This window comes from Nonomuraea sp. NPDC049129, assembly GCF_040648495.1.
GTDB lineage: Bacteria > Actinomycetota > Actinomycetes > Streptosporangiales > Streptosporangiaceae > Nonomuraea.
The window spans coordinates 103151-122058 of record NZ_JBEZDU010000024.1 but is presented as its reverse complement, the minus strand read 5'-3'; the positions used below and the strand labels follow the sequence as shown (position 1 = coordinate 122058).

The following is an 18908-nucleotide window of genomic DNA, read 5'->3' as shown; positions in this document are numbered from 1 at the left end:
GTCTTTGGCGGGTTATGAGCCTTGGACCGGGTCATGAGTCTTCGGCTGGTTATGAGTCGAAGCCGAGGCCCATCCGGTCGAGTGCGCGCAGCCAGAGGTTGCGCCTGCCCTCGTGCTGGTCGGCCTGCGCGATCGACCACCGGGTGAACTGGATCACCCCGGACCGCACCGGCTCCGGCGGGAACGGGATCGGCTTCTCGCGTACCATCCGCAGGTCGGTCCGCTCGGTACGCTCGCCCGAGAGCAGGTCGAGCATCACGTTCGCGCCGAAGCGGGTGGCGCCGACGCCCATGCCGGTGTAGCCGACGGCGTAGGCCAGCCGGCCGGCGTGCGCCTGGCCGTAGAAGGCGCTGAACCGGCTGCAGGTGTCGATCACGCCGCCCCAGCGGTGCGTGAAGCGCACGTCGGCGAGCTGCGGGAACGTGGTGGCGAAGTGCCCGGCGAGCTTGACGAACGTCTCGTCGCGCTGGTCGTACTCCGGCTTGACCAGGCCGCCGTTGTAGTAGACGGCGTCGTAGCCGCCCCACAGGACACGGTTGTCGTCGGTCAGCCGGTAGTAGTGGAACTGGTTGGCCCCGTCACCGACGCCCTGCCGGTTGCGCCAGCCCACCTCGGCGAGCTGCGCCTCGGTCAGCGGCTCGGTCATGAGCGCGTAGTCGTACACCGGCACCACGAAGTGCTTGAGCCGCCGCAGCAGCGGCGGGAACACGCCGGTGCCGAGCGCGACGCGGCGGCCGGTGGCGACGCCGTGCGGGGTGCGCAGGCTGATCGTGACGCCGTCGTCGACCAGCGAGCGGACCGGGCTGCGCTCATAGACCCGGACGCCGAGCGACACGCAGGCCTCGCGCAGCCCCCAGGCCAGCCGGGCGGGGTCGAGCATGGCGCAGCCGCTGCGGTCCCAGAGCCCGCCCAGGTAGGTGGGCGAGTTCACCTCGGCCCGGACCTGGTCCTGGTCGAGTGGCACGTAGTCGAGGCCGAGCTCGGAGACGAGATCGAGGTGCTCGTTGAGCGCGTCGAGCTGCCATGGCTCGGTGGCGACGTTCAGCTCGCCGGTGCGCTCGAAGGAGCAGTCGATGCCGTAGCGCTCCAGCGTCCGCTCGATCTCGTCGAGATTGGCCACGCCGAGGCGTTCGAGCCGGTCGATCTCGTCGGGCCAGCGTTCGAGGCCGTTGGGCAGGCCGTGGGTGAGGGTCGCCATGCAGAAGCCGCCGTTGCGGCCGGAGGCCGCCCAGCCGATCCTGCGGCCTTCCAGCAGGATGACGTCCTGGTCAGGGTCGCGTTCCTTGGCCAGCAGGGCGGTCCACAGCCCGGTGAAGCCGCCGCCGACCACGACGAGGTCGGCGCTGGTGTCTCCGAAGAGCCGCGGTCGCGGCTCCGGTCTGGCCGGATTGTCCAGCCAGTACGGCTTGCGCTCCGCGTCAGCAAGCGCCTTCAGCGGATCCACACATTCCACTTCCCCACAGTGTCAGTCAGGAATTTTCAGGCACGACGGCGAGCCGTGACCGAGGTGGCGATGGCGATCAGTACCCCGACGCCGAAGATCAGCGTACCCATGACGTTGACCTGCGGCGGGATGCCGGTCTTGACGGACCCGACGATCCACAGCGGGAAGGTGACGGTGGAGCCGTTCACGAAGCTGGTCACCACGTAGTCGTCGATCGACAGCGCGAACGACAGCATCGCCCCGGCCAGCACGCCCGGCAGGATCGACGGCAGCGTCACCTGCCGGAAGGTCCCCCAGCTGGTCGCCCCGAGATCCTTGGCCGCCTCCTCCAGCGCCGGATCCAGCACGATCACCCTGGCCCGTACGGTGACGACGACGAACGACAGCGAGAACAGCACGTGCGAGACGATGATCGTGTTCGCGTCGCGCGGCACGTTGCCCGAGACGAACAGCGACAGCAGCGACGCCCCCATGACCAGCTCGGGCGTCGAGATCGCGGCGAACACCAGGAAGTTCGTCACCCCCTGGCCCCGGAAGCGGTATCGGCCGATGGCCAGTCCCAGCATGGTGCCGATCACGACCGTGATGAGCGTGCTGACCAGGGCGATCACCAGCGAGTTGCGCAGCGCGACGGTCAGGTCGGAGATGTCGAAGAGCTGGCCGTACCACTTGAGGGTGAAGCCCTGCCAGGTGGTGTTCGACTTGCTCTTCTTGTCGTTGAACCCGAACAGGATCATCACCGCGATCGGCGACGACAGCCAGACGATGATCAGCCAGGTGTAGACGTGCAGCAGCCGGTCCCCGAGCCCGCGGCCCCTCATCGCGCCGCCGCCTCTAGGACGTTCTCGGTGCCGAGCGCTTTGGCGTAGATGAAGATGCCCACAAGCAGCACGGCCATCAGCGTGAACGACAGTGCCGAGGCCGTCGGGTAGTCGAGGTTCGTCAGATACTCGGTCTGGATGATGTTGCCGATCATCGTGTTGGACGTGCCGCCGAGGATCTGCGCGTTGACCGGGTCCGCCGTGGCGGGCACGAACGTCATCAGCACCCCGGCGAACACCCCCGGCAGCGACAGCGGCAGCACCACCCGGCGGAAGGCCGCCGTGCGCGAGGCGTACAGGTCGTAGGCCGCCTCGATGACCCGCGGATCGACGCGCTCCAGCGCCACGTAGATCGGCAGGATCATGAACGGCAGGAAGTTGTAGGTCAGGCCGCCCACCACCGCGAACGTCGTGGCCAGCACGTGGAAGCCGACGGGCAGCACGCCCCAGCTCTTCAGCGGGCCGAACAGGACGCCGTCGTCGGCCAGCAGGAAGCCCCACGAGATCGTCCGCAGCACGAACGACACGAAGAACGGCAGCAGCAGCAGGAACAGGTACATCGACTTGCGCGCGCCGCCCTTGAAGGCGATCCAGTACGCCACGGGATAGCCGATGACCAGCATCGCCACCGTGGCGAGCCCGCCGTACAGGAGGGAGCGCAGGAGCTGCGGGCTGTAGCGGCTGAGCGCGTCGGTGTAGTTGGAGAAGCTGAACGTCATGGCGAAGCCGTCGATCGCGTTGCCCGTCTGCAACGACACCGACGCCATGGCGGCCATCGGCACGACCAGGAAGATCCCCAGCCACATCCAGCTCGGCAGCGCCAGCAGATAGGGGGTGAGCCGCCTCATCGGCTACGCCTGCGTGATCGACTGGAAGATCGGGTTGAACACCTGCTCCTGCTTGGTGCTCAACTTGGTGTAGGTGCGCAGCTTGGCGTAGTCGGCCTCCGACGGGAACATCAGCGGGCTGTCGACCATGTCCTCCAGCGACTTCTTCGCCTCGCCCGTCGCCTTCCCGGCCTTCTCGCGCAGCAGATCCTGTACGGCCGGCACCGGCGTGACGTACTGGATGAACTCATCCAGTTCGGCGGCGACGGCCGGCTGGTAGAGGTAGTCCATGAGGATGAGCGCGTCGAGCGGGTTGGCGGCGTTCTTGGGGATGAGCATGTTGTCGGTCCAGATCGTGCCGCCCTCCTCGGGCACGACGAACTTGACCGGCTCACCGGCGAGCTGCCGCTGGAAGACGTCGCCCGACCAGGCCATGCTGATCCAGACGTCGCCCTTGGACACGGCATCGATATAGCTCTGGTCGTAATATTTCCGGACAATTCCGGCGTCGCGTTGGGCCTTGAGCTTCGCCCCGGCCTTCTGCCAGTCGGCCTCGGTCGACTTCTCCGGGTCCAGGCCCAGGGCGAACATGCCGAAGTTGGCGATCTCCTGCGCGTCGCTCATCATGCCGACCCGGCCCTTGTACTTCGGATCGAAGAGCGCCTCGATGCTCTTGGGCTCGTCCTTGACGTACTTGGTGTTGTAGGCGATCCCCGTCACACCCGACGTGTACGGCATCGTGTAGACGTTGCCGGGGTCGTAGGCGCGATCCTTGTACTTGTCACCGACGTTGGCCAGGAAGTTCGGCATCTGCGAGTGGTCGAGCGCCGTGACGTAGCCCAGGTCGATCATGTGCTGGAGCTGGACGCCGTTGGTCATCACGACGATGTCGAAGCCGAGCGACTGGCCCGCCCTGAGCACGGGGTCGGCCTTGCCGAAGAACTCGGCGTTCTCCTGGATGACCTCCTTGTACTCGTACGAGATGCCGGTGGCCTGCTGGAACTTCTTCAGCGGCGCCTGGTCCTCGGGCATGTACTCGGGCCAGTTGGCGAAGACCACCCGGCCGTGCTTGGTCTGCTTGGCCCAGAACTCCTTGACGGCGTCGGCCTTGGGCGGCGCCGCCTTCTTGCCCTGCACGCCGCAGGCAGCCAGGGCGAGCCCGGCGGCGGACAGACCGGCGATCCTGAAGGCGTCTCGACGGGTACGGGCTTGGGTCATGCCCCTCAGGAGGGCTGGGTTGATCGAGGGGTCCATGAATCAACTTCCGATCGCATAAGAGTGCTGCGCCCTCCACGACAGCCAGACGGGATCGCCCCGCTCCGCGGTGGTCGTCGAGTCGAGCGCGTTCTGCTGGAACACCGTGATCTCGGCCCCGTCGGCGAGGCTCACGGCGTAACTGTTGTAGGTCCCCAGGTAGACCACCTCGGCCACGGTGCCGGGCACGGCGCTGACGTCGCCGTCGGGCTGCTCCGTCGAGATGGTGATCTTCTCCGGCCGGACGGTCACGGTGACCTGACCGTTCCGCTCGGGCACCAGCACCCGGCCGCCGCCGACGGTCAGCACGCCGCCGGCCGCCGTGCCCGCCAGCAGGTTGGAGGTGCCGATGAACCCGGCCACGAACGCCGTCGCGGGCCGCTCGTAGATCTCGCGCGGCCCGGCCAGCTGCTCGACCAGGCCGTCGTTCATGACCGCGATCCGGTCGCTCATGGTGAGCGCCTCGCCCTGGTCGTGCGTCACGTACACGAACGTGATGCCGACCTCGCGCTGGATGCGCTTGAGCTCGATCTGCATGGCCTGGCGGAGCTTGAGGTCGAGCGCGCCGAGCGGCTCGTCGAGCAGGAGCGCCCGCGGCTTGTTGACCAGGGCGCGGGCCAGCGCCACCCGCTGCTGCTGGCCGCCGGACATCTCGCGCGGCCGGCGCTTCTCCCGGCCGGTGAGATCGACGATCTCCAAGATCTCGCCGACGCGCTGCCTGATCTCCTGCTGCGGCACCTTGCGCTGCTTGAGCCCGAACGCCACGTTGTCCCACACGCTCATGTGCGGGAACAGCGCGTAGGACTGGAAAACCATGTTCACGTCACGCTTGTTCGGCGGGACATCCGTCACGTCCTTGCCGTGCAGCCTGACCACGCCACGCGAGGGGTCCTCGAACCCCGCGACCATCCGCATGGTCGTGGTCTTGCCGCACCCGGACGGGCCAAGGAGCGAGAAGAACTCCCCCTCGGCGATGCCCAGCGTTATGCCCTTCACGGCCTGGACGACCTCGCCGTGCGAGAGGTACTCCTTGACGACGTCATCCAGTTCGATCGCGTTCAAATCGGCCATGCACAGTCCTTAGTCGCCGATGTAGTGCATGACGTGCTTGACCCGGGTGTAGTCATGCAGACCGAACACCGAGAGATCCTTGCCGTAGCCCGAGTGCTTGAAGCCGCCGTGCGGCATCTCCGACACGAACGGGATGTGCGTGTTCACCCAGACCACGCCGAAGTCGAGCCTGTTGGACATGCGCATGGCGCGGCCGTGGTCGGAGGTCCAGACGGAGCCGCTCAGGCCGTACCTGACGTCGTTGGCCTTGGTCAGCGCGTCGGCCTCGTCGGAAAAGGTCTGGACGGTGATGACCGGGCCGAACACCTCGTTCTGCACCATCTCGTCGTCCTGCTTGAGCCCGTCGACGATCGTGGGGGCGAAGAAGTACCCCTTCTCGCCGACGCGGTGACCACCGGTGAGCACCTTGGCGTGCGCCGGGACGCGCTCGATGAAGCCCTGCACCCTGGCCAGCTGGTTCTCGTTGTTGAGGGGGCCGTACAGCGCCTCGTCGTTGGACAGGTCACCGGTCACGGTGCCGGCGGCGGCCTCGGTCAGCGCGGCGACGAACTCGTCGTGCACGCTCTCGTGGACCAGTACGCGGCACGCGGCCGTACAGTCCTGGCCCGCGTTGTACAGGCCCGCGGTGGCGATGTCGCCGGCGGCCTTGCGCAGGTCCTTGACGTCCTCGAAGACCACGACGGGCGCCTTGCCGCCGAGCTCCAGGTGCACCCGCTTGAGGTCGTCGGCGGCGGTCTTGGCCACCGACATGCCGGCGCCGACGGAGCCGGTGATGGCGACCATGGCCGCGGTCGGATGGCCCACGACGAGCGCGCCGGTCTCCCGGTCACCTGTGACCACGTTGAAGACGCCGGCGGGCAGCACCTCGCCGAGGATCTCGGCCAGCTTGAGCGTGGAGGCCGGGGTGGTGTCGGACGGCTTGAGCACGATCGTGTTGCCGGCGGCCAGCGCCGGGGCGATCTTCCAGACCGCCATCATCATCGGGTAGTTCCACGGCGTGACCTGCCCGATCACGCCGATCGGCTCGTGCCTGATCACGCTGGTGTGCTCGGCGAGGAACTCGCCCGCAGTGGGGCCTTCCAGCGTACGGGCGGCGCCGGCGAAGAAGCGGAAGTGATCGGAGGCGACCGGGGTCTCGTCCTCGGCCATGCGCGCCCGCGGCTTGCCGGTGTTCAGGCACTCCGCCTCGTTGATCTCGTCGGCGCGGGCGTCGATGGCGTCGGCCACCTTGAGCAGCAGGTTGGCCCGCTCGCCCGGGGTGGTCCGGCCCCATGACTCGAACGCGGCAGCCGCGGCGGCGTAGGCGGTGTCGACGTCCTCGCTGCCCGAGATCGGGGCCTGCAGATAGGCCTCGCCCGTGCAGGGGTCGATGACATCGGAGAATCGGCCGCTCTTGGCGTCCACATACTCACCGTTGATGAAGTTCTGCAGACGGGTCGTCATGCGCTCTCCTTCGTCGGTCGCCTGACCAAGGTGCTGTGCCTATGGATGACCTCGACAAGCTCGGTCATATGACCTCCTGGTGAGGTGGCTGAGATGCCGAGACTCTTACAGAGCACACGCCTCACGACAAGGGATTTCGTGGCGAATATACCAAATTGCTACGAATTCGCTTGACAGAGCGATCAGAACTGACACCATGTCGCACCAGGACGGCAACACCGCGGGAATGCGCCCGCAACGCCGGACCGCTAGGAGGATCCTCGCAATGTCCACGCCGCCCCGCGTACGACGCAACAGTGACGCGCCCTCTGGGCCGTTCGTGCTCGACGATCTCTCCAAGCAGATCATCGAACAACTGCAGAGCGACGGGCGCATGCCGTACGCGGCGATCGGCAAGGCCGTGGGCCTGTCGGAGGCGGCGGTCCGGCAGCGGGTACAGCGCCTGCAGGAGGCCGGGGTAATGCAGATCGTCGCGGTGACGGACCCCCTGACGCTCGGCTTCCCGCGCCAGGCGATGATCGGGGTCAACTGCGAGGGCGACCTGGAGTCGGTCGCGGACGAACTGGCGGCCATCGACGAGATCGACTATGTCGTGCTGACGGCCGGGTCCTTCGACGTGATCGTCGAGGTGGTGTGCGAGGGCGACGGGCACCTGCTGGAGATCCTCAGCAAGATCCGGGCCATCCCGGCGGTGCGGGCCACCGAGTCGTTCGTGTACTTGAAGCTGCGTAAGCAGACTTACTCGTGGGGGACGCGCTGAGCTGACTGGAGGCGGGGTCTGTACGCCCGCCTCAAGTCATCGTTCGGCTGCGGGTCAGGCGAAGAGTTCCTCCGCCGTGGAGACCAGAGCCGCCCGCTTCAGCCACAGCTCGAGCTGTGCGGCGTCATCGCAGGTCGTGATGTGCTCGCGGTCGCTGTCGGACAACACGATCTCGCAGGCCGCGAGCACCCTGAGGAGCCCCTTGACCATCCCCTTGGTCACGCCCTCGGCGTATCTCCTGGCGTACCTCTTGGCCATCCCCTCGGGATACCCCTGGGCGATCGCCTCGGCGTATCCCTCGGCGATCAAACTCTGGGCGCACGCCTCCTAGTAGAGAGAGTTCTCAGGCAAAGACTTCCTCCACCGTGGAGACCAGAACCGCCCGCTTGAGCCACAGCTGGAGGCGTGCGATGTCGCCACAGGTCGTGATGCGCTCACGGTCGCCGTCGGACAACGTCATCCCTCGAGTCTCGAGCACCATGAGCAGGGATTCGATATCGCCCTCGACACGCCCCTTGGCGAGCAGGCTCTGGGCGTACTCCCCTTGGTAGAGGTAGGTCTCTGTGGCCATGAGTCGCTCCATTTCCTTGTGTGCGTTGCCTTTCAGCGCCACGGTGACATATTCAGCGTAGCGTCGGGCCACCTGCGGATCGAGGCTGTCCAAAGCCTTCGTGAGGGTGGCGAGGATGGTCGCTATCTGCGGATGGCTGCTCTGCGTGATCGCCGAGATGGCCGCCAGCCCGATGTTGCCGACGGCTTCGGCCACATCCGTGATGACCGGGGTGTTGTCGGGCCCGATCACCAACGGGGTGAGAGTCAGGCCGGGATGGCCGGTTTCGATGGGAAGCGACGCCCACTCGGCGGTGCTTCGCTTCGGGCAGATGACGACCAGACAGACGGGACAGTTGTCGCGGGCGCGGAGGTTGGCGATGTAGGCGAGCCAGGACAAGCGCTTCGTCTTGTCCTGCTCCAGTTGTACCTCGGCGATGACGCCCAGCTTGCTCTTGGCGTCATCGCTGTACAGCAGCGCCGCGTCCGCCCGGTAGACGGCCGGTACGCATTCCGACAAGTCGCAGGACACCTGGGCGCCCTTGGACTCGTCGGGTATCGGGAGGGCGAACAGCTCGCGCAGCATCCGCGCCGTAAGTTCGGGGTCGAGAGTAGTGATCCCGACCAGCCCCTCGTGCAATGGGGTGATCATGGCCGAGATATTACTCTACGTAGTCATGAAAATACTCTCAGTTTCCAAGCTGGATGGTGGCGATCTCCCAAGGGCGCAGAGGAAGGTGGACCGTACCGGAGGAGACCGGGAGCGGGTCGCCTGGGCGGCCGCGGAGGTCGGCGTGGCGGGCCTGAGTGAACGTGCCGGAGATGATCGCGTTCGTGGGGGTTTCCGAGTACGCCACGACGCGGAGTTCATGTCGGCCGTCGCGGACCCTGAGCGAGGTCATGACCACGCCGTCGCCCGTCACCGACAGGCCGGGGGCCGCCGGGGGCAGGGCGAGTGACGGGTCGCCGGTGCCGGGCACCGCGAGGAGGTCGTGCCGGAATGTCTCGGCCGCCGACGGCACCGCCGCCCACGACTCGCCGTACGGCATGAGCGCGAGGCTGACCGAGCGCAGGCTGCGCGACTGAGCGGCCGGGGTCGGCAGCTGGGGGCCGGCGGGCTCGGGGCGCATGACGTGCAGGTTGCGGGAGAGGTAGCCGACCGAGCGCAGCAGGGTGAGGGCCAGCTCCGCGCCGTCGTCCACCAGCTCGTACTCGGTGACGTGCTCCAGCAGCGCCGCGACACCACCGGCGGCCACCCACCCGGAGGCCGGGAAGGTGGGCAGTGGTTCCTCGCCGCAGCCGCCCTCCGAGGACAGGCCGCGGGTGACGACCGCGAACTGGCCCTCCGCGTGCGAGGCCGCCGCCCGCGTGGGCAGCGGGACGTGCAGGCGTACCCGGTGGTCGGAGCAGCGGTTGTCGAACGAGACGTGCAGTCTGACGTACGGCTCTCCGGCCCGCAGTTCGACCCGCGTGTCGACGACGATCTCCTCGGTCGCCTCGCTCCTGGCGGCGGCCGGGATCTCGGGAGTGCCCTCGATGCCCTGACCGGCGGCGGGCCAGCGGTAGGTACGGCGGACGTCGAAGGCGGCCACCAGCGGGCCCGAGCAGACCAGCGTGAGCTCGACCGACACCGGGTCGGACACGATCCGGTCCTGGGCCGGAGGCGCGTAGTTGTAGGTGTCGCCCACGTCGCCGCCGTCGACGACGCGGCCGGCGCCCGTGAGGGTGGTCCCGTCGGCGCCGGTGAGCGCCAGTGTCCCGTCCGCCGCCACCTCGACGCGCAGCAGCCCGTTGTCGAGCGCCCGCTCCTCGGCCCGCACCCCGCCGGCCGGCGCGCTCATCGCGGCGGAGGCACCGGACGCCGGTCGGATGCTGGTGTGTCCCAGAGGTGGCGTATCGACGAGTGCGGCGACCGTACGGCGGGCCTCGGCGACGATGCGTACCCGGGTCACCCCGTCCAGTGCCCCGCGCAGCTGCGCCACGTTGAAGGCCGTCGACGACTCCCGCGCCACCGTGAACGTCAGCGTGCCGTCGTCCACCGACCAGCCGGTGATGTGCTGGCCGTACAGCTCCGTGCCATGGATGAACGTCAGCGCCGTGGCCGGGTCCATCTCGGCGTCCAGCAGCAGCGTGGGCGCGTACTCCAAGGTCTGGGCGGGCACCCGCGCGCCGGTCGGGTCCACCAGGGGATCCCGGCCCGCCACATCCACCAGCACGACGCCGCGCCGCGTGGCGGGCGTCGGGTTGACGACGAGCACCCCGTCCGACGGGACGGCGGCCGACAGCCGGGCGGTGACCATGTCGCGTACGGCCTGCCCGAGGTGCTCGGCCTCGGCGATGCGCGCGGCGACCTGCTGGGCCGTGTCGTCGACGCCGCAGCCGGTCACCGAGTCGTGCCCGCTGGCGTCCACCAGCCGCCACCACGCCATGTCGAGGAAGCGGCCGGGCCAGTCGCCGCCCCAGAGGGTGGCCAGCGGCTCGGCGTAGCGTTCGACCATCCGCTCGGCCCGGCCCATGGCCTGCTTGACGTGGGCGCGTACGGAGATGACGCCGGGCAGGATGTTCGCGCGGGCGTGGGAGCGCAGCTCGCCGGAGACCCGGGGCAGCCCGTCCACAGAACCCGAATAAGCGCCGATATATCCGGACAAGGTGTCCATGCGGGCGCCGATGTCCGCCACCATGCCGGGCAACCCGCGCACGGGGGCCGAATGGTCGGTCCCGTACATCGCCAGCAGCGCCCCCTCGGGCCCGTGCCACTCCCGCATCCGCTCGGTGAACTCGGCGGCCCGCTCCGGCAGACGCGCCGGATCCTCGAAGAGGTGCGCCCCGTTGCCGTAGCCGCCGGCCGGAAGGTACTGGGTCCGCAGCGCCGAGCCGTCGGGCGCGACCCAGGCGAAGGCGTCGGTCACCACCGACGACGGCACACCCCGGTAGACGCAGGCGTGCAGCAGCCCGGCCCGCCGCAGGATCTGCGGCATCTGCGCCGTGTGCCCGAACATGTCGGGCAGGTACCCCACCGACATGGCCCCGCCGAGCTTGTCGGCCCGGTTCATGCCGAGTTCGAGGTTGCGCACGATGTTCTCGCCCGAGCACAGGAACTCGTCGAGCAGGATCTGCCACGGCCCGACCGCCAGCCGCCCGGACTCGACCAGCGCGGCGATGCGGTCGCGGTTCTCCGGCCGGACCTCCAGGTAGTCGTCCACGCAGGCCAGCTGCCCGTCGAGGGTGAAGTGGTAGTCGGGCTCGCGCTCCATCGTGTCGAGCACCTCGTCGAGCAGCGCCACCAGCCGCAGCCGGAAGCGCTGGAAGGGCTCGTACCACTCCCTGTCCCAGTGCGTGTGCGGGACGACGACGATTTCGGCGCTCACGCGGCTTCCCCTCCGATGGGCAGGTCATGCTGTACGGCATAGCGCGCAGCGATGCTCTGGGCCGTGACGATGTCGGCCAGCCCGCCGGCCGCGGCGGTGAGCGGCGGCTCGTCCTCGGTGACGTAGGCGTGGAAGGCGGCCAGCTGCACCTCGAACGCCTCGGTCACATCACGCCACTCGGTCCGGCTCTCGCCGCCCGAGCCGTCACCCGAGACCACGGTCAGCGTCGTGGGCGCGTTCATCAGGTAGGGAGAGGGGAAGACCAGCTCCAACGAGCCCTTGTCGTGGTGGATGACCACGGTCTCCCGGTAGGCCGGGTAGTCCTCCAGGTAGTGCCACCGGATCGAGAACCGCCCGCTGACCGGCAGCGTTCCGGAGATCTCGACGGATCCGGGCCCCGGCCCCCACGTCTCAACAGCCGAAATTTCCGCAGGCGACCCGCTAAATCGCCTCAGGAGCGACAAATCGTGGCATATCGAGCCGAGGGCTACCCCGTAGAGGGCCCGGACCGAGTCGGGAGCCGACTCCCCCAGCGCCGAGGAGACCAGCGAGTGCTCCGCCGCGCGCAGCGAGGCCAGCAGCGCGGGGTCGACGTCGCGGGCCGGCGTCAGGCTCGCGAAGGCCAGCTGGGACTCGGCGCTCGGATGCAGCACGGTCACCTCGACCGACCGGATCGCGGCCGGACCGCCCAGCTCGGCCAGCAGCGCCTCGGCTCGGCGCACGGCCGGGTCGTACTGCTTCATGTAGCCGACCATCAGCCGCCCCTCGGGCAGCGCCTCGACCTCGGCCCTGGTCAGCGCGAGCGGCTTCTCGCAGAGCACGGCGTAGCCCGCGGCCAGCGCCCGGCGTACCGGCTCGCCATGGGAGCCGGAGGCGAGGATGAGCACGGCGTCGAACCCGCCCTCATCCAGCATGCTCTCCACGGCCGTGAAGCGCCCGGACGCCCCCAGCCGGTCACCGACGACGTCGGCGAGGGCCCGCGACAGGTCACAGACGGCGGTCACCTCGAACAGGTCGCGGCGCCTCGACAGCAGCGGCACGTACACCGCCTGCGTGACGGCGCCGCACCCGACAAGCGCGATCTTCAAAACCCGATCCTCCAGCGTGGGGTCAGCCTGGGGGTCACAGTCCCAGTTCTCTCAGCTTCTCGCGGTTGGCGGCTTGATCGGCGATGTTCCGCTCAACCGACCGGCGGCCCGGCAGGGTGTCCTGCTCGATGATGATCCAGCCCTGGTAGCCGATCTCGTCGAGCGCGCGGACGACGCCCGGCAGGTCCAGCTCGCCCTCGCCCAGCGGCGCGAAGCCGCCCCGGCCCATGAGCTCGCGCAGGTCCACGCCGTCGGCGAGGGCCTGGCCGAGTATCGCGGTGTCGCCGTCCTTGACGTGCACGTGGCCGACCCGGTCCGACCAGTCGCGCAGGGCGGTCACCGGGTCGCCGCCGGCCAGCAGCAGGTGGCCGGTGTCCAGGCAGAGTTGTACGTCGGTCAGCTCCAGCAGCCGCTCGACGTCCTCGGGCGTCTCGACATAGGTGCCGAGGTGGTGGTGGAAGGCGGGCTCGAAGCCGCGTTCGCGGCAGCGGTCGGCCGCGATCTGGACGCGGGAGGCGTAGCCGGGCCAGTCGGCGGCGGCCAGCCCCGGAGCGTTCCCACCGGGCCTGGCGAACCTCGCCGGCGAGCCCGAGCAGCCGAGCGTGGGCCGGGGCGCCAGGTGCTCGGGGGCGGCCGGCGCGGCGGCGAACACGTCGAGCGTCGCGTCCAGCGCGGCCAGTCCCTTCTCGAACTCCACGGCGTCGCTGTAGCGCAGGTCGGCCCAGCCGCCGGCGAGCAGCAGCCCGTCGAGGCGTTCCACCAGGTCGGCGCCGGTGCCGAGATAGCCGATGGGCCCCAGGTCGATGCCCACGTACCCGGCGTCGGCGAGCGCACGGACCATCTGGTCGGCGCTCAGCGGGGGCGGCGCGTCGGCCAGTTCGAACACGCCGAAGCTCACGGGGGCGTTGGCGACTCGTGTCACGCGCATATGGCGATCACCTCGTTCTCGTACGTTTCCAGGCGGTGCCGTCCCTCTCCCGCGGAGACCAGTACCCGCTCGCCGCGGATTACCTGGCGATCACCGCCGGGGCGCACCAGGACGAGGCCGTCGGCGCCGAGCGCGAGCAGCTCGTCGCCCAGCCTGAGCAGCAGCGGCTCGCCGGGGCCCGCGGAGATCGCGGTACGGCCCGCGGCGACGGCATCGAAGATCGTGCTGGTGTCCTCGGCCAGGACCCAGGTGGTCGGCGCGCCCGGCAGGCCGTCGTCGCCGACGCGGTGGAAGTCGCTGGCGCCGATCGCGACCAGGTCGGGTCCCCAGGCGTCGGCCCAGGCGAGGGGCGCGCCCCAGCGCCGATCCCACCAACCGGAGTGCCATACCTCGGCGATCCGCGGCCGCTCGCTCAGCGGCTGGAGCCAGGCGCAGTCGCCGCCGAGCGGGTGGTTGATCGACATCAGCCCGCCCTCGCGCGCGGCGTGCCGGACCCAGGAGTCGGCGGGCTGCCGGAAGTCCACCCAGCCCACGTCGCCGAACACGTTGGCGTGCCCCCGATCCGTGGTCACCTCCTGGCCGGGCAGCAGGGCGATGCCTCGATCGTCGCCGAGCCAGGGGTGGTGGCTGACGGTGTTGTGGTCGGTGACGACCAGGAAGTCGAGGCCACGGCCCTTGGCCAGCTCGGCCAGCTCGGGGACGGTCAGCACGCCGTCGCTGTGGACGGTGTGGGAGTGGAAGTCGCCCGCGAACCAGCGCAGACCGTCGACGCCGGGCAGGTCGCGGCGCGGCGGCCGGTCCCCGTGGGGCGGCTCCTCGATCACCGGCCGTGGGGGCGCGGCGGCCTCGGTGTGGATCTCCAGCGTGTAGTCGAGGCCCTGCGGCGGCACCCGGTGCAGCCGCAGCCACACCTGCCACGTCCCCGGCGCCGGCTCGCCGGGCAGGTAGCCGGGAGTCGCCCAGTCGGCGGTGATCGTGTACTCGTCGCGCGCGCCGCCCGACCAGCCGCGGAACCCGTCCGGCGAGCCGCAGCCGAGGTCGAGCACGCCCTGTGACCGGTCGAAGCTCAGCCGTACGGACAGCGCGGCGGTGCCGGCCGGCACCTCGAAGGGCACCTCGCGCAGGATCCGCTCCAGCCGGTCGTCCAGGCTCCAATGGCCGCGGATCATGGTCATGCCGACACCAGCTCGCCGTCCCGATAGACCAGGGCCCGATCGCGGCGCGGCGTGGCGAAGCCGTCGGCGCCGATGGACGGCTCGCCGCCCTCGGGCACGACCGCCTGCACGAGCACCGCGCCGACCTCCAGCGTCACCAGGTGGGACGCCCCCAGGTTCTCCACGATGACCACCTTTCCCCCCAGCGAGCCCTCGGCGGGCTCGGCCGAGTAGGTGTTGTACTCGGGCCGCACGCCGTACACGACCCGCTCGCCGTCGGTGAGCAGGCCCTCGGCCGAGACGGGGACCGGCACCTTGCATCCGGCCACCTCCAGCCTGTCACCGCGGACGGTCCCGTCGAGCAGGTTCATCGGCGTCGAGCCGATGAAGGCGGCGACGAAGGTGTTGGCGGGCCGCTGGAACACCTCGGCCGGCGTGCCGATCTGACGGATGTGCCCGGACTCCATGACGGCCATCCGGTCGGCCATGGCCAAAGCCTCGGCCTGGTCGTGGGTGACGAAGACGGTGGTGACGCCGAGCTCGCGCTGGAGTTTCTTCAGGAACGTACGGGCCTCCAGGCGGAGCCGGGCGTCGAGGTTCGACAGCGGCTCGTCGAACAGGAACGCCTGCGCCTGCGTCGCCATGACGCGGGCCAGCGCGACCCGCTGCTGCTGGCCGCCGGACAGCTGGCCGGGGCGCCGGTCCATGAGCTGGTCCAGGCCCAGCCTGGCGCCGACCTCCTCGGCCTTGCGCTGCCGGGCGGCCTTGCCGACCTTCTTGATGCGCAACGGGTAGGCGATGTTGTCGGTGACGTCCATGTGCGGGAACAACGCGTAGTCCTGGAAGACCATCGCGATGTCCCGGCCGCCCGGCTGGACGCCGGTGACGTCGCGGTCACCGATGACGACGGCGCCGCCCGTGGCGGTCTCCAGCCCGGCGATCGTGCGCAGCAGCGTGGTCTTGCCGCAGCCGGACGGGCCGAGCAGGGCGAAGAACTCGCCGTCGGGGATGGCCAGGTCGAGCGAGTCGAGCGCTTTGACTCCCCCGGGGTAGACCTTGGTCAGGGCTCGCAGTTCGATTGCGGCCATCAGCGCTTGATCCCTCCGTGGAAGCGGAAGCCATACTTCTTGCTGACGAACAGGTACATGAGCACCACGGGGACCGAATAGAGCAGGCCGAACGTGGACAGCAGGGTGAGGTTGGCCTGGCCGCCCTCGGTGTACAGCGTGTACATGATGACCGCCGCGGGCTGCTTCTCGACATCGCTGAGCAGCAGGTACGGCATCAGGAAGTTGCCCCACACGTTCGCCACGGCCCACACCGCGATCGTCGCCAGCCCCGGCCGTACCAGGGGGACGACCACGTGGCGGACGATCTGCAGCGGCGAGGCCCCGAAGACGCGCGCCGACTCCTCGTAGGACTTCGGCGTGGAGTCCATGAAGTCCTTGAGCATGAAGATCGCCGCGGGCAGCAGGCCGCCGGTCAGGATGAGGATCACCCCGAACTGCGAATCGATCAGGTTCAGCTCGACGGCCAGCTGGAACAGCGGCACCATCGCGGCCGTGCCGGTGATGATCGAGGACAGCAGCAGCAGCGCGTAGAGCAGCGCGTCGCGGCCCGGCAGCCGCACCCGGCTCAGCGCGTACGCGGCCAACGCCGCGAAGACCACCACGAGCAGGGCCGTGCCGACCGCCAGCACCAGCGAGTTCAGGAGCGACGGCAGCGCGTACGGATGCTCCAGGATCGCCGTGAAGTTGTCCAGCGTGAAGTCGGGCACCCGGACCTCGTAGGTGGGGTCCGAGGTGAACGGCGCGGCGGCCAGCCACAGCAAGGGGATGGTGAAGAAGGCCAGCAGCACCGCGATCAGCGTGTAGAAGCCGATCCGGCCCAGCACGAACCGCGTCATTTCTTTCTCCTGAGCAGGCGCAGGTAGAACACCGCCACGACCAGGTTGATCAGCAGGATGACCGTGGAGACGGCCGCGCCGTAGCCCAGTTCGCTGCCCTGCAGCGCGACCTTGTAGACGTGGACCGCCAGCACCTCGGTCTGACCGTCGGGCCCGCCCGCGGTGAGCATGAACGGGGTGAAGTCGTTGAACGTCCACAGGCTGATCAGCAGGAGGTTCGTCAGGATGTGTCCCCTGATGTGCGGGAACACCACGTCACGTAACTGCTGCCAGCCGGAGGCCCCGGCCAGGCGGGCGCTCTCCAGGTGCGAGGGCGGCACGTTCCCGAGCGCGGCGCCGTACAACATCATCGAGAAGGCGGCGCCGCGCCAGGTGTTGAAGATGACGATCGACAGCATCGGGTGGTCGAGCAGCGGCGCGAATCCCGGGACGTGCAGCAGCGCTTGGAGCGTGCCGCCGTCGCGGTCGAGCAGCGCCACCCACAGGAACGAGACCACCGCGCTGGGCAGGATCCAGGCCAGGATGACCAGGCCCTCGACGGTCCGTTTGAGCGGTCCGGTGCGATCGCGCATCAGCCAGGCGATCGTGAACCCGAGCACGACCTGGCCGATGACGGCCGAGCCGAGCACGAACTGGACGGTCAGCCAGGTCGAGTTCCAGAACGCGGGGTCGGAGACCGCCTTGACGAAGTTGTCCAGGCCGACGAGCTGAGGCTCGGCGGCGGCGGTGCCCGTGAGGCGGTAGTTGGTGAGGCCGAGGTAGAGGACCCAGAGCGCGGGGAAGACCAGGAACACCGCGATCAGCGCCAGCGCGGGCGCCACGAACGCGCCCGCTCTCAGCCTGCCCAGGCCCGCCGCGTCCGAGCTGTAGCGACGGGCCGGTGCGTCCTCGAGAGCTTCAGGAGGCGATATTGCCTGCGCCACCGACGATTCCTTCGAGCTTCTTCTGGTAGTCCGCGGCGGCCTGGTCGGGTGCCGTGCCCCCGACGACGGCGGCCGTGGCCTCCTGGAGTGCGGCCGACACCTGCGGATAGACGGCGACCGGCGGCCGGTAGGCCGTCAACGGCAGCACCTTCTCCGAGATGAACGTCAGCAGCGGCTCCCCGGCGAGGATCTCCTTGTTGACGTCGGTGCGCGGGGTGATGCGCACGTTGCCGTTCTTGGTCTCCTCTTTCAGCCCCTCCGGCGAGAGTGTGAAGGCCAGCAGGTCGAAGGCCTCCTTCGGATGCTTGCTGTTGGGGTTGACGGTCCGCAGCGCGCCGCCCGACATGCTGACGAAGTCCTGGCCCCGCAGGCCCTTGCCGGGCTCCATGGCGGGGATCAGGGCGTAGCCGACGGTCTGGTCACGGTCGGCCATCTTGGCCACGCCGTCCTTGGGGTTGACGACGCCGCGCCAGAAGTAGTCGCCCTCCATCAGGATGCCGATCTTGCCGCCGGCGAACTGCTGGAAGGACTTGTCGCGGCCCTTGGCCTCCTGCTGGAGCTTGGGGTCACCGAGGCCGCTGCCGCCGTAGATCTTCTGGTAGAGGCCGAGCGCGTCCTTGAGCGGCTGGGACGCGCCGGTCCACTTGCCGTCCTTCTGCACCTCGCCGCCCGCGCCCGCCAGCAGCGGGAGCACGCCCTGCATCGAGGTGGCCTCGCCCATCGCGGTGCCGGCGTTGATCTGGATCGGCACCGGTACGCCCGCCGTCTTCAGCTTGGCGCCCGCGTCGAGGATCTCCTGCCAGCTCTTCGGCTGCCAGTCGGCGGGCAGCCCGGCCTTCTGGAAGAGCGTCTTGTTGAAGTAGAGCACCCGGCCGTCCGTGCCGACGGGCAGGGCGTACTTCTTGCCGTTGAAGGTGGCCAGTCCCTGGACCGACTCGGGGATCTGCTGCCAGCCGTCCCAGCTGTCGGCGCTCGCCCCCACCACATCGGACAGCGGCTTGATGTAGCCCGCCTCGGCGAACTCACCGGCCCAGATGCCGTCGAGGTCGATCACGTCCGCGCCCTTGCCTGACTTCAGGTCGAGGGAGAGCTTGGTCTTGTACTGCTCGTCGTCGACACCGCTGGGGATGAACTTGACCTTGACGTCCTTCCCCTTCGCCTTCTCGGCCGCCTCGAACTTGGGGGCGACCCAGTTGGCGAGGAAGTCGGCCGCCGCCGCGTTCTTGCCGCCCGCGATGGCGTTCTGGGCGATCGTTAACTCGATCGTGCCACCGGAGTCGCCGCCGGACGACTGGCCGCACGCGGCGAGCCCCAGCGCGGACACGGCGAGGACCGCGACCGCGCCTACCGACCTTTTCCGCAATCCCATGCA

The 18908-nt window shown here is 69.2% G+C and carries 17 protein-coding genes; 1 reads left to right on the top strand and 16 read right to left on the bottom strand.

The window, feature by feature from the left end:
• Positions 1-49: 49 nt before the first annotated feature.
• The 6 genes from AB0B64_RS47630 to AB0B64_RS47605 are packed head-to-tail and all read right to left on the bottom strand — an operon-like array spanning position 50 to position 6860.
• On the bottom strand, positions 50-1444 hold the full coding sequence (locus tag AB0B64_RS47630) for an FAD-dependent oxidoreductase (protein ID WP_358191772.1): 1395 nt from the start codon (positions 1442-1444) through the stop codon (positions 50-52).
• A 35-nt stretch (positions 1445-1479) separates the two neighbouring features.
• Entirely contained in the window at positions 1480-2265 is a 786-nt protein-coding gene (locus AB0B64_RS47625; RefSeq protein ID WP_357943026.1) for an ABC transporter permease, read from the bottom strand.
• A complete protein-coding gene (locus AB0B64_RS47620; RefSeq protein WP_357943024.1) occupies positions 2262-3113 on the bottom strand; it encodes an ABC transporter permease in 852 nt (283 codons plus the stop codon). Before AB0B64_RS47620 ends, AB0B64_RS47625 begins: the two co-directional genes overlap by 4 nt.
• Positions 3114-3116: 3 nt before the next feature.
• A complete protein-coding gene (locus AB0B64_RS47615) occupies positions 3117-4310 on the bottom strand; it encodes a spermidine/putrescine ABC transporter substrate-binding protein (protein ID WP_357943023.1) in 1194 nt (397 codons plus the stop codon).
• Positions 4311-4349: 39 nt separating this feature from the next.
• The gene (locus tag AB0B64_RS47610; protein ID WP_358191746.1) at positions 4350-5417 is read right to left on the bottom strand and encodes an ABC transporter ATP-binding protein; all 1068 of its coding nucleotides are present in this window, start codon (positions 5415-5417) and stop codon (positions 4350-4352) included.
• A 9-nt stretch (positions 5418-5426) separates the two neighbouring features.
• Entirely contained in the window at positions 5427-6860 is a 1434-nt protein-coding gene (locus AB0B64_RS47605) for a gamma-aminobutyraldehyde dehydrogenase (RefSeq protein ID WP_357943019.1), read from the bottom strand.
• 265 nt (positions 6861-7125) lie between these two features.
• Here AB0B64_RS47605 and AB0B64_RS47600 point away from each other — a divergent pair, with 265 nt between their 5' ends.
• On the top strand, positions 7126-7620 hold the full coding sequence (locus AB0B64_RS47600; RefSeq protein WP_225290547.1) for an Lrp/AsnC family transcriptional regulator: 495 nt from the start codon (positions 7126-7128) through the stop codon (positions 7618-7620).
• Positions 7621-7674: 54 nt separating this feature from the next.
• Here AB0B64_RS47600 and AB0B64_RS47595 read toward each other — a convergent pair whose 3' ends face one another.
• The 10 genes from AB0B64_RS47595 to AB0B64_RS47550 are packed head-to-tail and all read right to left on the bottom strand — an operon-like array spanning position 7675 to position 18905.
• On the bottom strand, positions 7675-7929 hold the full coding sequence (locus AB0B64_RS47595; protein WP_357943017.1) for a hypothetical protein: 255 nt from the start codon (positions 7927-7929) through the stop codon (positions 7675-7677).
• A 34-nt stretch (positions 7930-7963) separates the two neighbouring features.
• Positions 7964-8809 (bottom strand): hypothetical protein, encoded by an 846-nt coding sequence (locus AB0B64_RS47590; RefSeq protein ID WP_357943015.1) that lies wholly within the window; start codon positions 8807-8809, stop codon positions 7964-7966.
• 49 nt (positions 8810-8858) lie between these two features.
• Positions 8859-11537, bottom strand: coding sequence for an alpha-mannosidase (locus tag AB0B64_RS47585; protein ID WP_358191727.1), 2679 nt, complete (start codon positions 11535-11537; stop codon positions 8859-8861).
• Entirely contained in the window at positions 11534-12625 is a 1092-nt protein-coding gene (locus AB0B64_RS47580; RefSeq protein ID WP_357943011.1) for a Gfo/Idh/MocA family oxidoreductase, read from the bottom strand. Before AB0B64_RS47580 ends, AB0B64_RS47585 begins: the two co-directional genes overlap by 4 nt.
• A 34-nt stretch (positions 12626-12659) precedes the next feature.
• On the bottom strand, positions 12660-13553 hold the full coding sequence (locus AB0B64_RS47575) for a TIM barrel protein (protein WP_358191718.1): 894 nt from the start codon (positions 13551-13553) through the stop codon (positions 12660-12662).
• Positions 13544-14728 (bottom strand): CehA/McbA family metallohydrolase, encoded by a 1185-nt coding sequence (locus tag AB0B64_RS47570; RefSeq protein ID WP_358191712.1) that lies wholly within the window; start codon positions 14726-14728, stop codon positions 13544-13546. The genes AB0B64_RS47575 and AB0B64_RS47570 overlap by 10 nt, the downstream gene beginning before the upstream one ends.
• The gene (locus AB0B64_RS47565; RefSeq protein ID WP_357943005.1) at positions 14725-15795 is read right to left on the bottom strand and encodes an ABC transporter ATP-binding protein; all 1071 of its coding nucleotides are present in this window, start codon (positions 15793-15795) and stop codon (positions 14725-14727) included. The genes AB0B64_RS47570 and AB0B64_RS47565 overlap by 4 nt, the downstream gene beginning before the upstream one ends.
• Positions 15795-16613, bottom strand: a complete 819-nt coding sequence (locus tag AB0B64_RS47560) for a carbohydrate ABC transporter permease (RefSeq protein WP_357943003.1) — start codon at positions 16611-16613, stop codon at positions 15795-15797. The genes AB0B64_RS47565 and AB0B64_RS47560 overlap by 1 nt, the downstream gene beginning before the upstream one ends.
• Positions 16610-17536 (bottom strand): sugar ABC transporter permease, encoded by a 927-nt coding sequence (locus AB0B64_RS47555; protein ID WP_357943001.1) that lies wholly within the window; start codon positions 17534-17536, stop codon positions 16610-16612. Before AB0B64_RS47555 ends, AB0B64_RS47560 begins: the two co-directional genes overlap by 4 nt.
• Complete coding sequence (locus AB0B64_RS47550) at positions 17511-18905, bottom strand: extracellular solute-binding protein (protein WP_358191690.1); 1395 nt, start codon at positions 18903-18905, stop codon at positions 17511-17513. Before AB0B64_RS47550 ends, AB0B64_RS47555 begins: the two co-directional genes overlap by 26 nt.
• Between the last annotated feature and the right edge of the window lie 3 nt (positions 18906-18908).

What these genes read in the sequence shown, in the direction of transcription:
- AB0B64_RS47625 (WP_357943026.1), bottom strand. Translation starts at nt 2,265, where the DNA reads ATGAGGGGCCGCGGGCTCGGGGACCGGCTGCTGCACGTCTACACCTGG.
- AB0B64_RS47620 (WP_357943024.1), bottom strand. Translation starts at nt 3,113, where the DNA reads ATGAGGCGGCTCACCCCCTATCTGCTGGCGCTGCCGAGCTGGATGTGG.
- AB0B64_RS47615 (WP_357943023.1), bottom strand. Translation starts at nt 4,310, where the DNA reads ATGACCCAAGCCCGTACCCGTCGAGACGCCTTCAGGATCGCCGGTCTG.
- AB0B64_RS47610 (WP_358191746.1), bottom strand. Translation starts at nt 5,417, where the DNA reads ATGGCCGATTTGAACGCGATCGAACTGGATGACGTCGTCAAGGAGTAC.
- AB0B64_RS47605 (WP_357943019.1), bottom strand. Translation starts at nt 6,860, where the DNA reads ATGACGACCCGTCTGCAGAACTTCATCAACGGTGAGTATGTGGACGCC.
- AB0B64_RS47600 (WP_225290547.1), top strand. Translation starts at nt 7,126, where the DNA reads ATGTCCACGCCGCCCCGCGTACGACGCAACAGTGACGCGCCCTCTGGG.
- AB0B64_RS47575 (WP_358191718.1), bottom strand. Translation starts at nt 13,553, where the DNA reads ATGCGCGTGACACGAGTCGCCAACGCCCCCGTGAGCTTCGGCGTGTTC.
- AB0B64_RS47570 (WP_358191712.1), bottom strand. Translation starts at nt 14,728, where the DNA reads ATGACCATGATCCGCGGCCATTGGAGCCTGGACGACCGGCTGGAGCGG.
- AB0B64_RS47565 (WP_357943005.1), bottom strand. Translation starts at nt 15,795, where the DNA reads ATGGCCGCAATCGAACTGCGAGCCCTGACCAAGGTCTACCCCGGGGGA.
- AB0B64_RS47560 (WP_357943003.1), bottom strand. Translation starts at nt 16,613, where the DNA reads ATGACGCGGTTCGTGCTGGGCCGGATCGGCTTCTACACGCTGATCGCG.
- AB0B64_RS47550 (WP_358191690.1), bottom strand. Translation starts at nt 18,905, where the DNA reads ATGGGATTGCGGAAAAGGTCGGTAGGCGCGGTCGCGGTCCTCGCCGTG.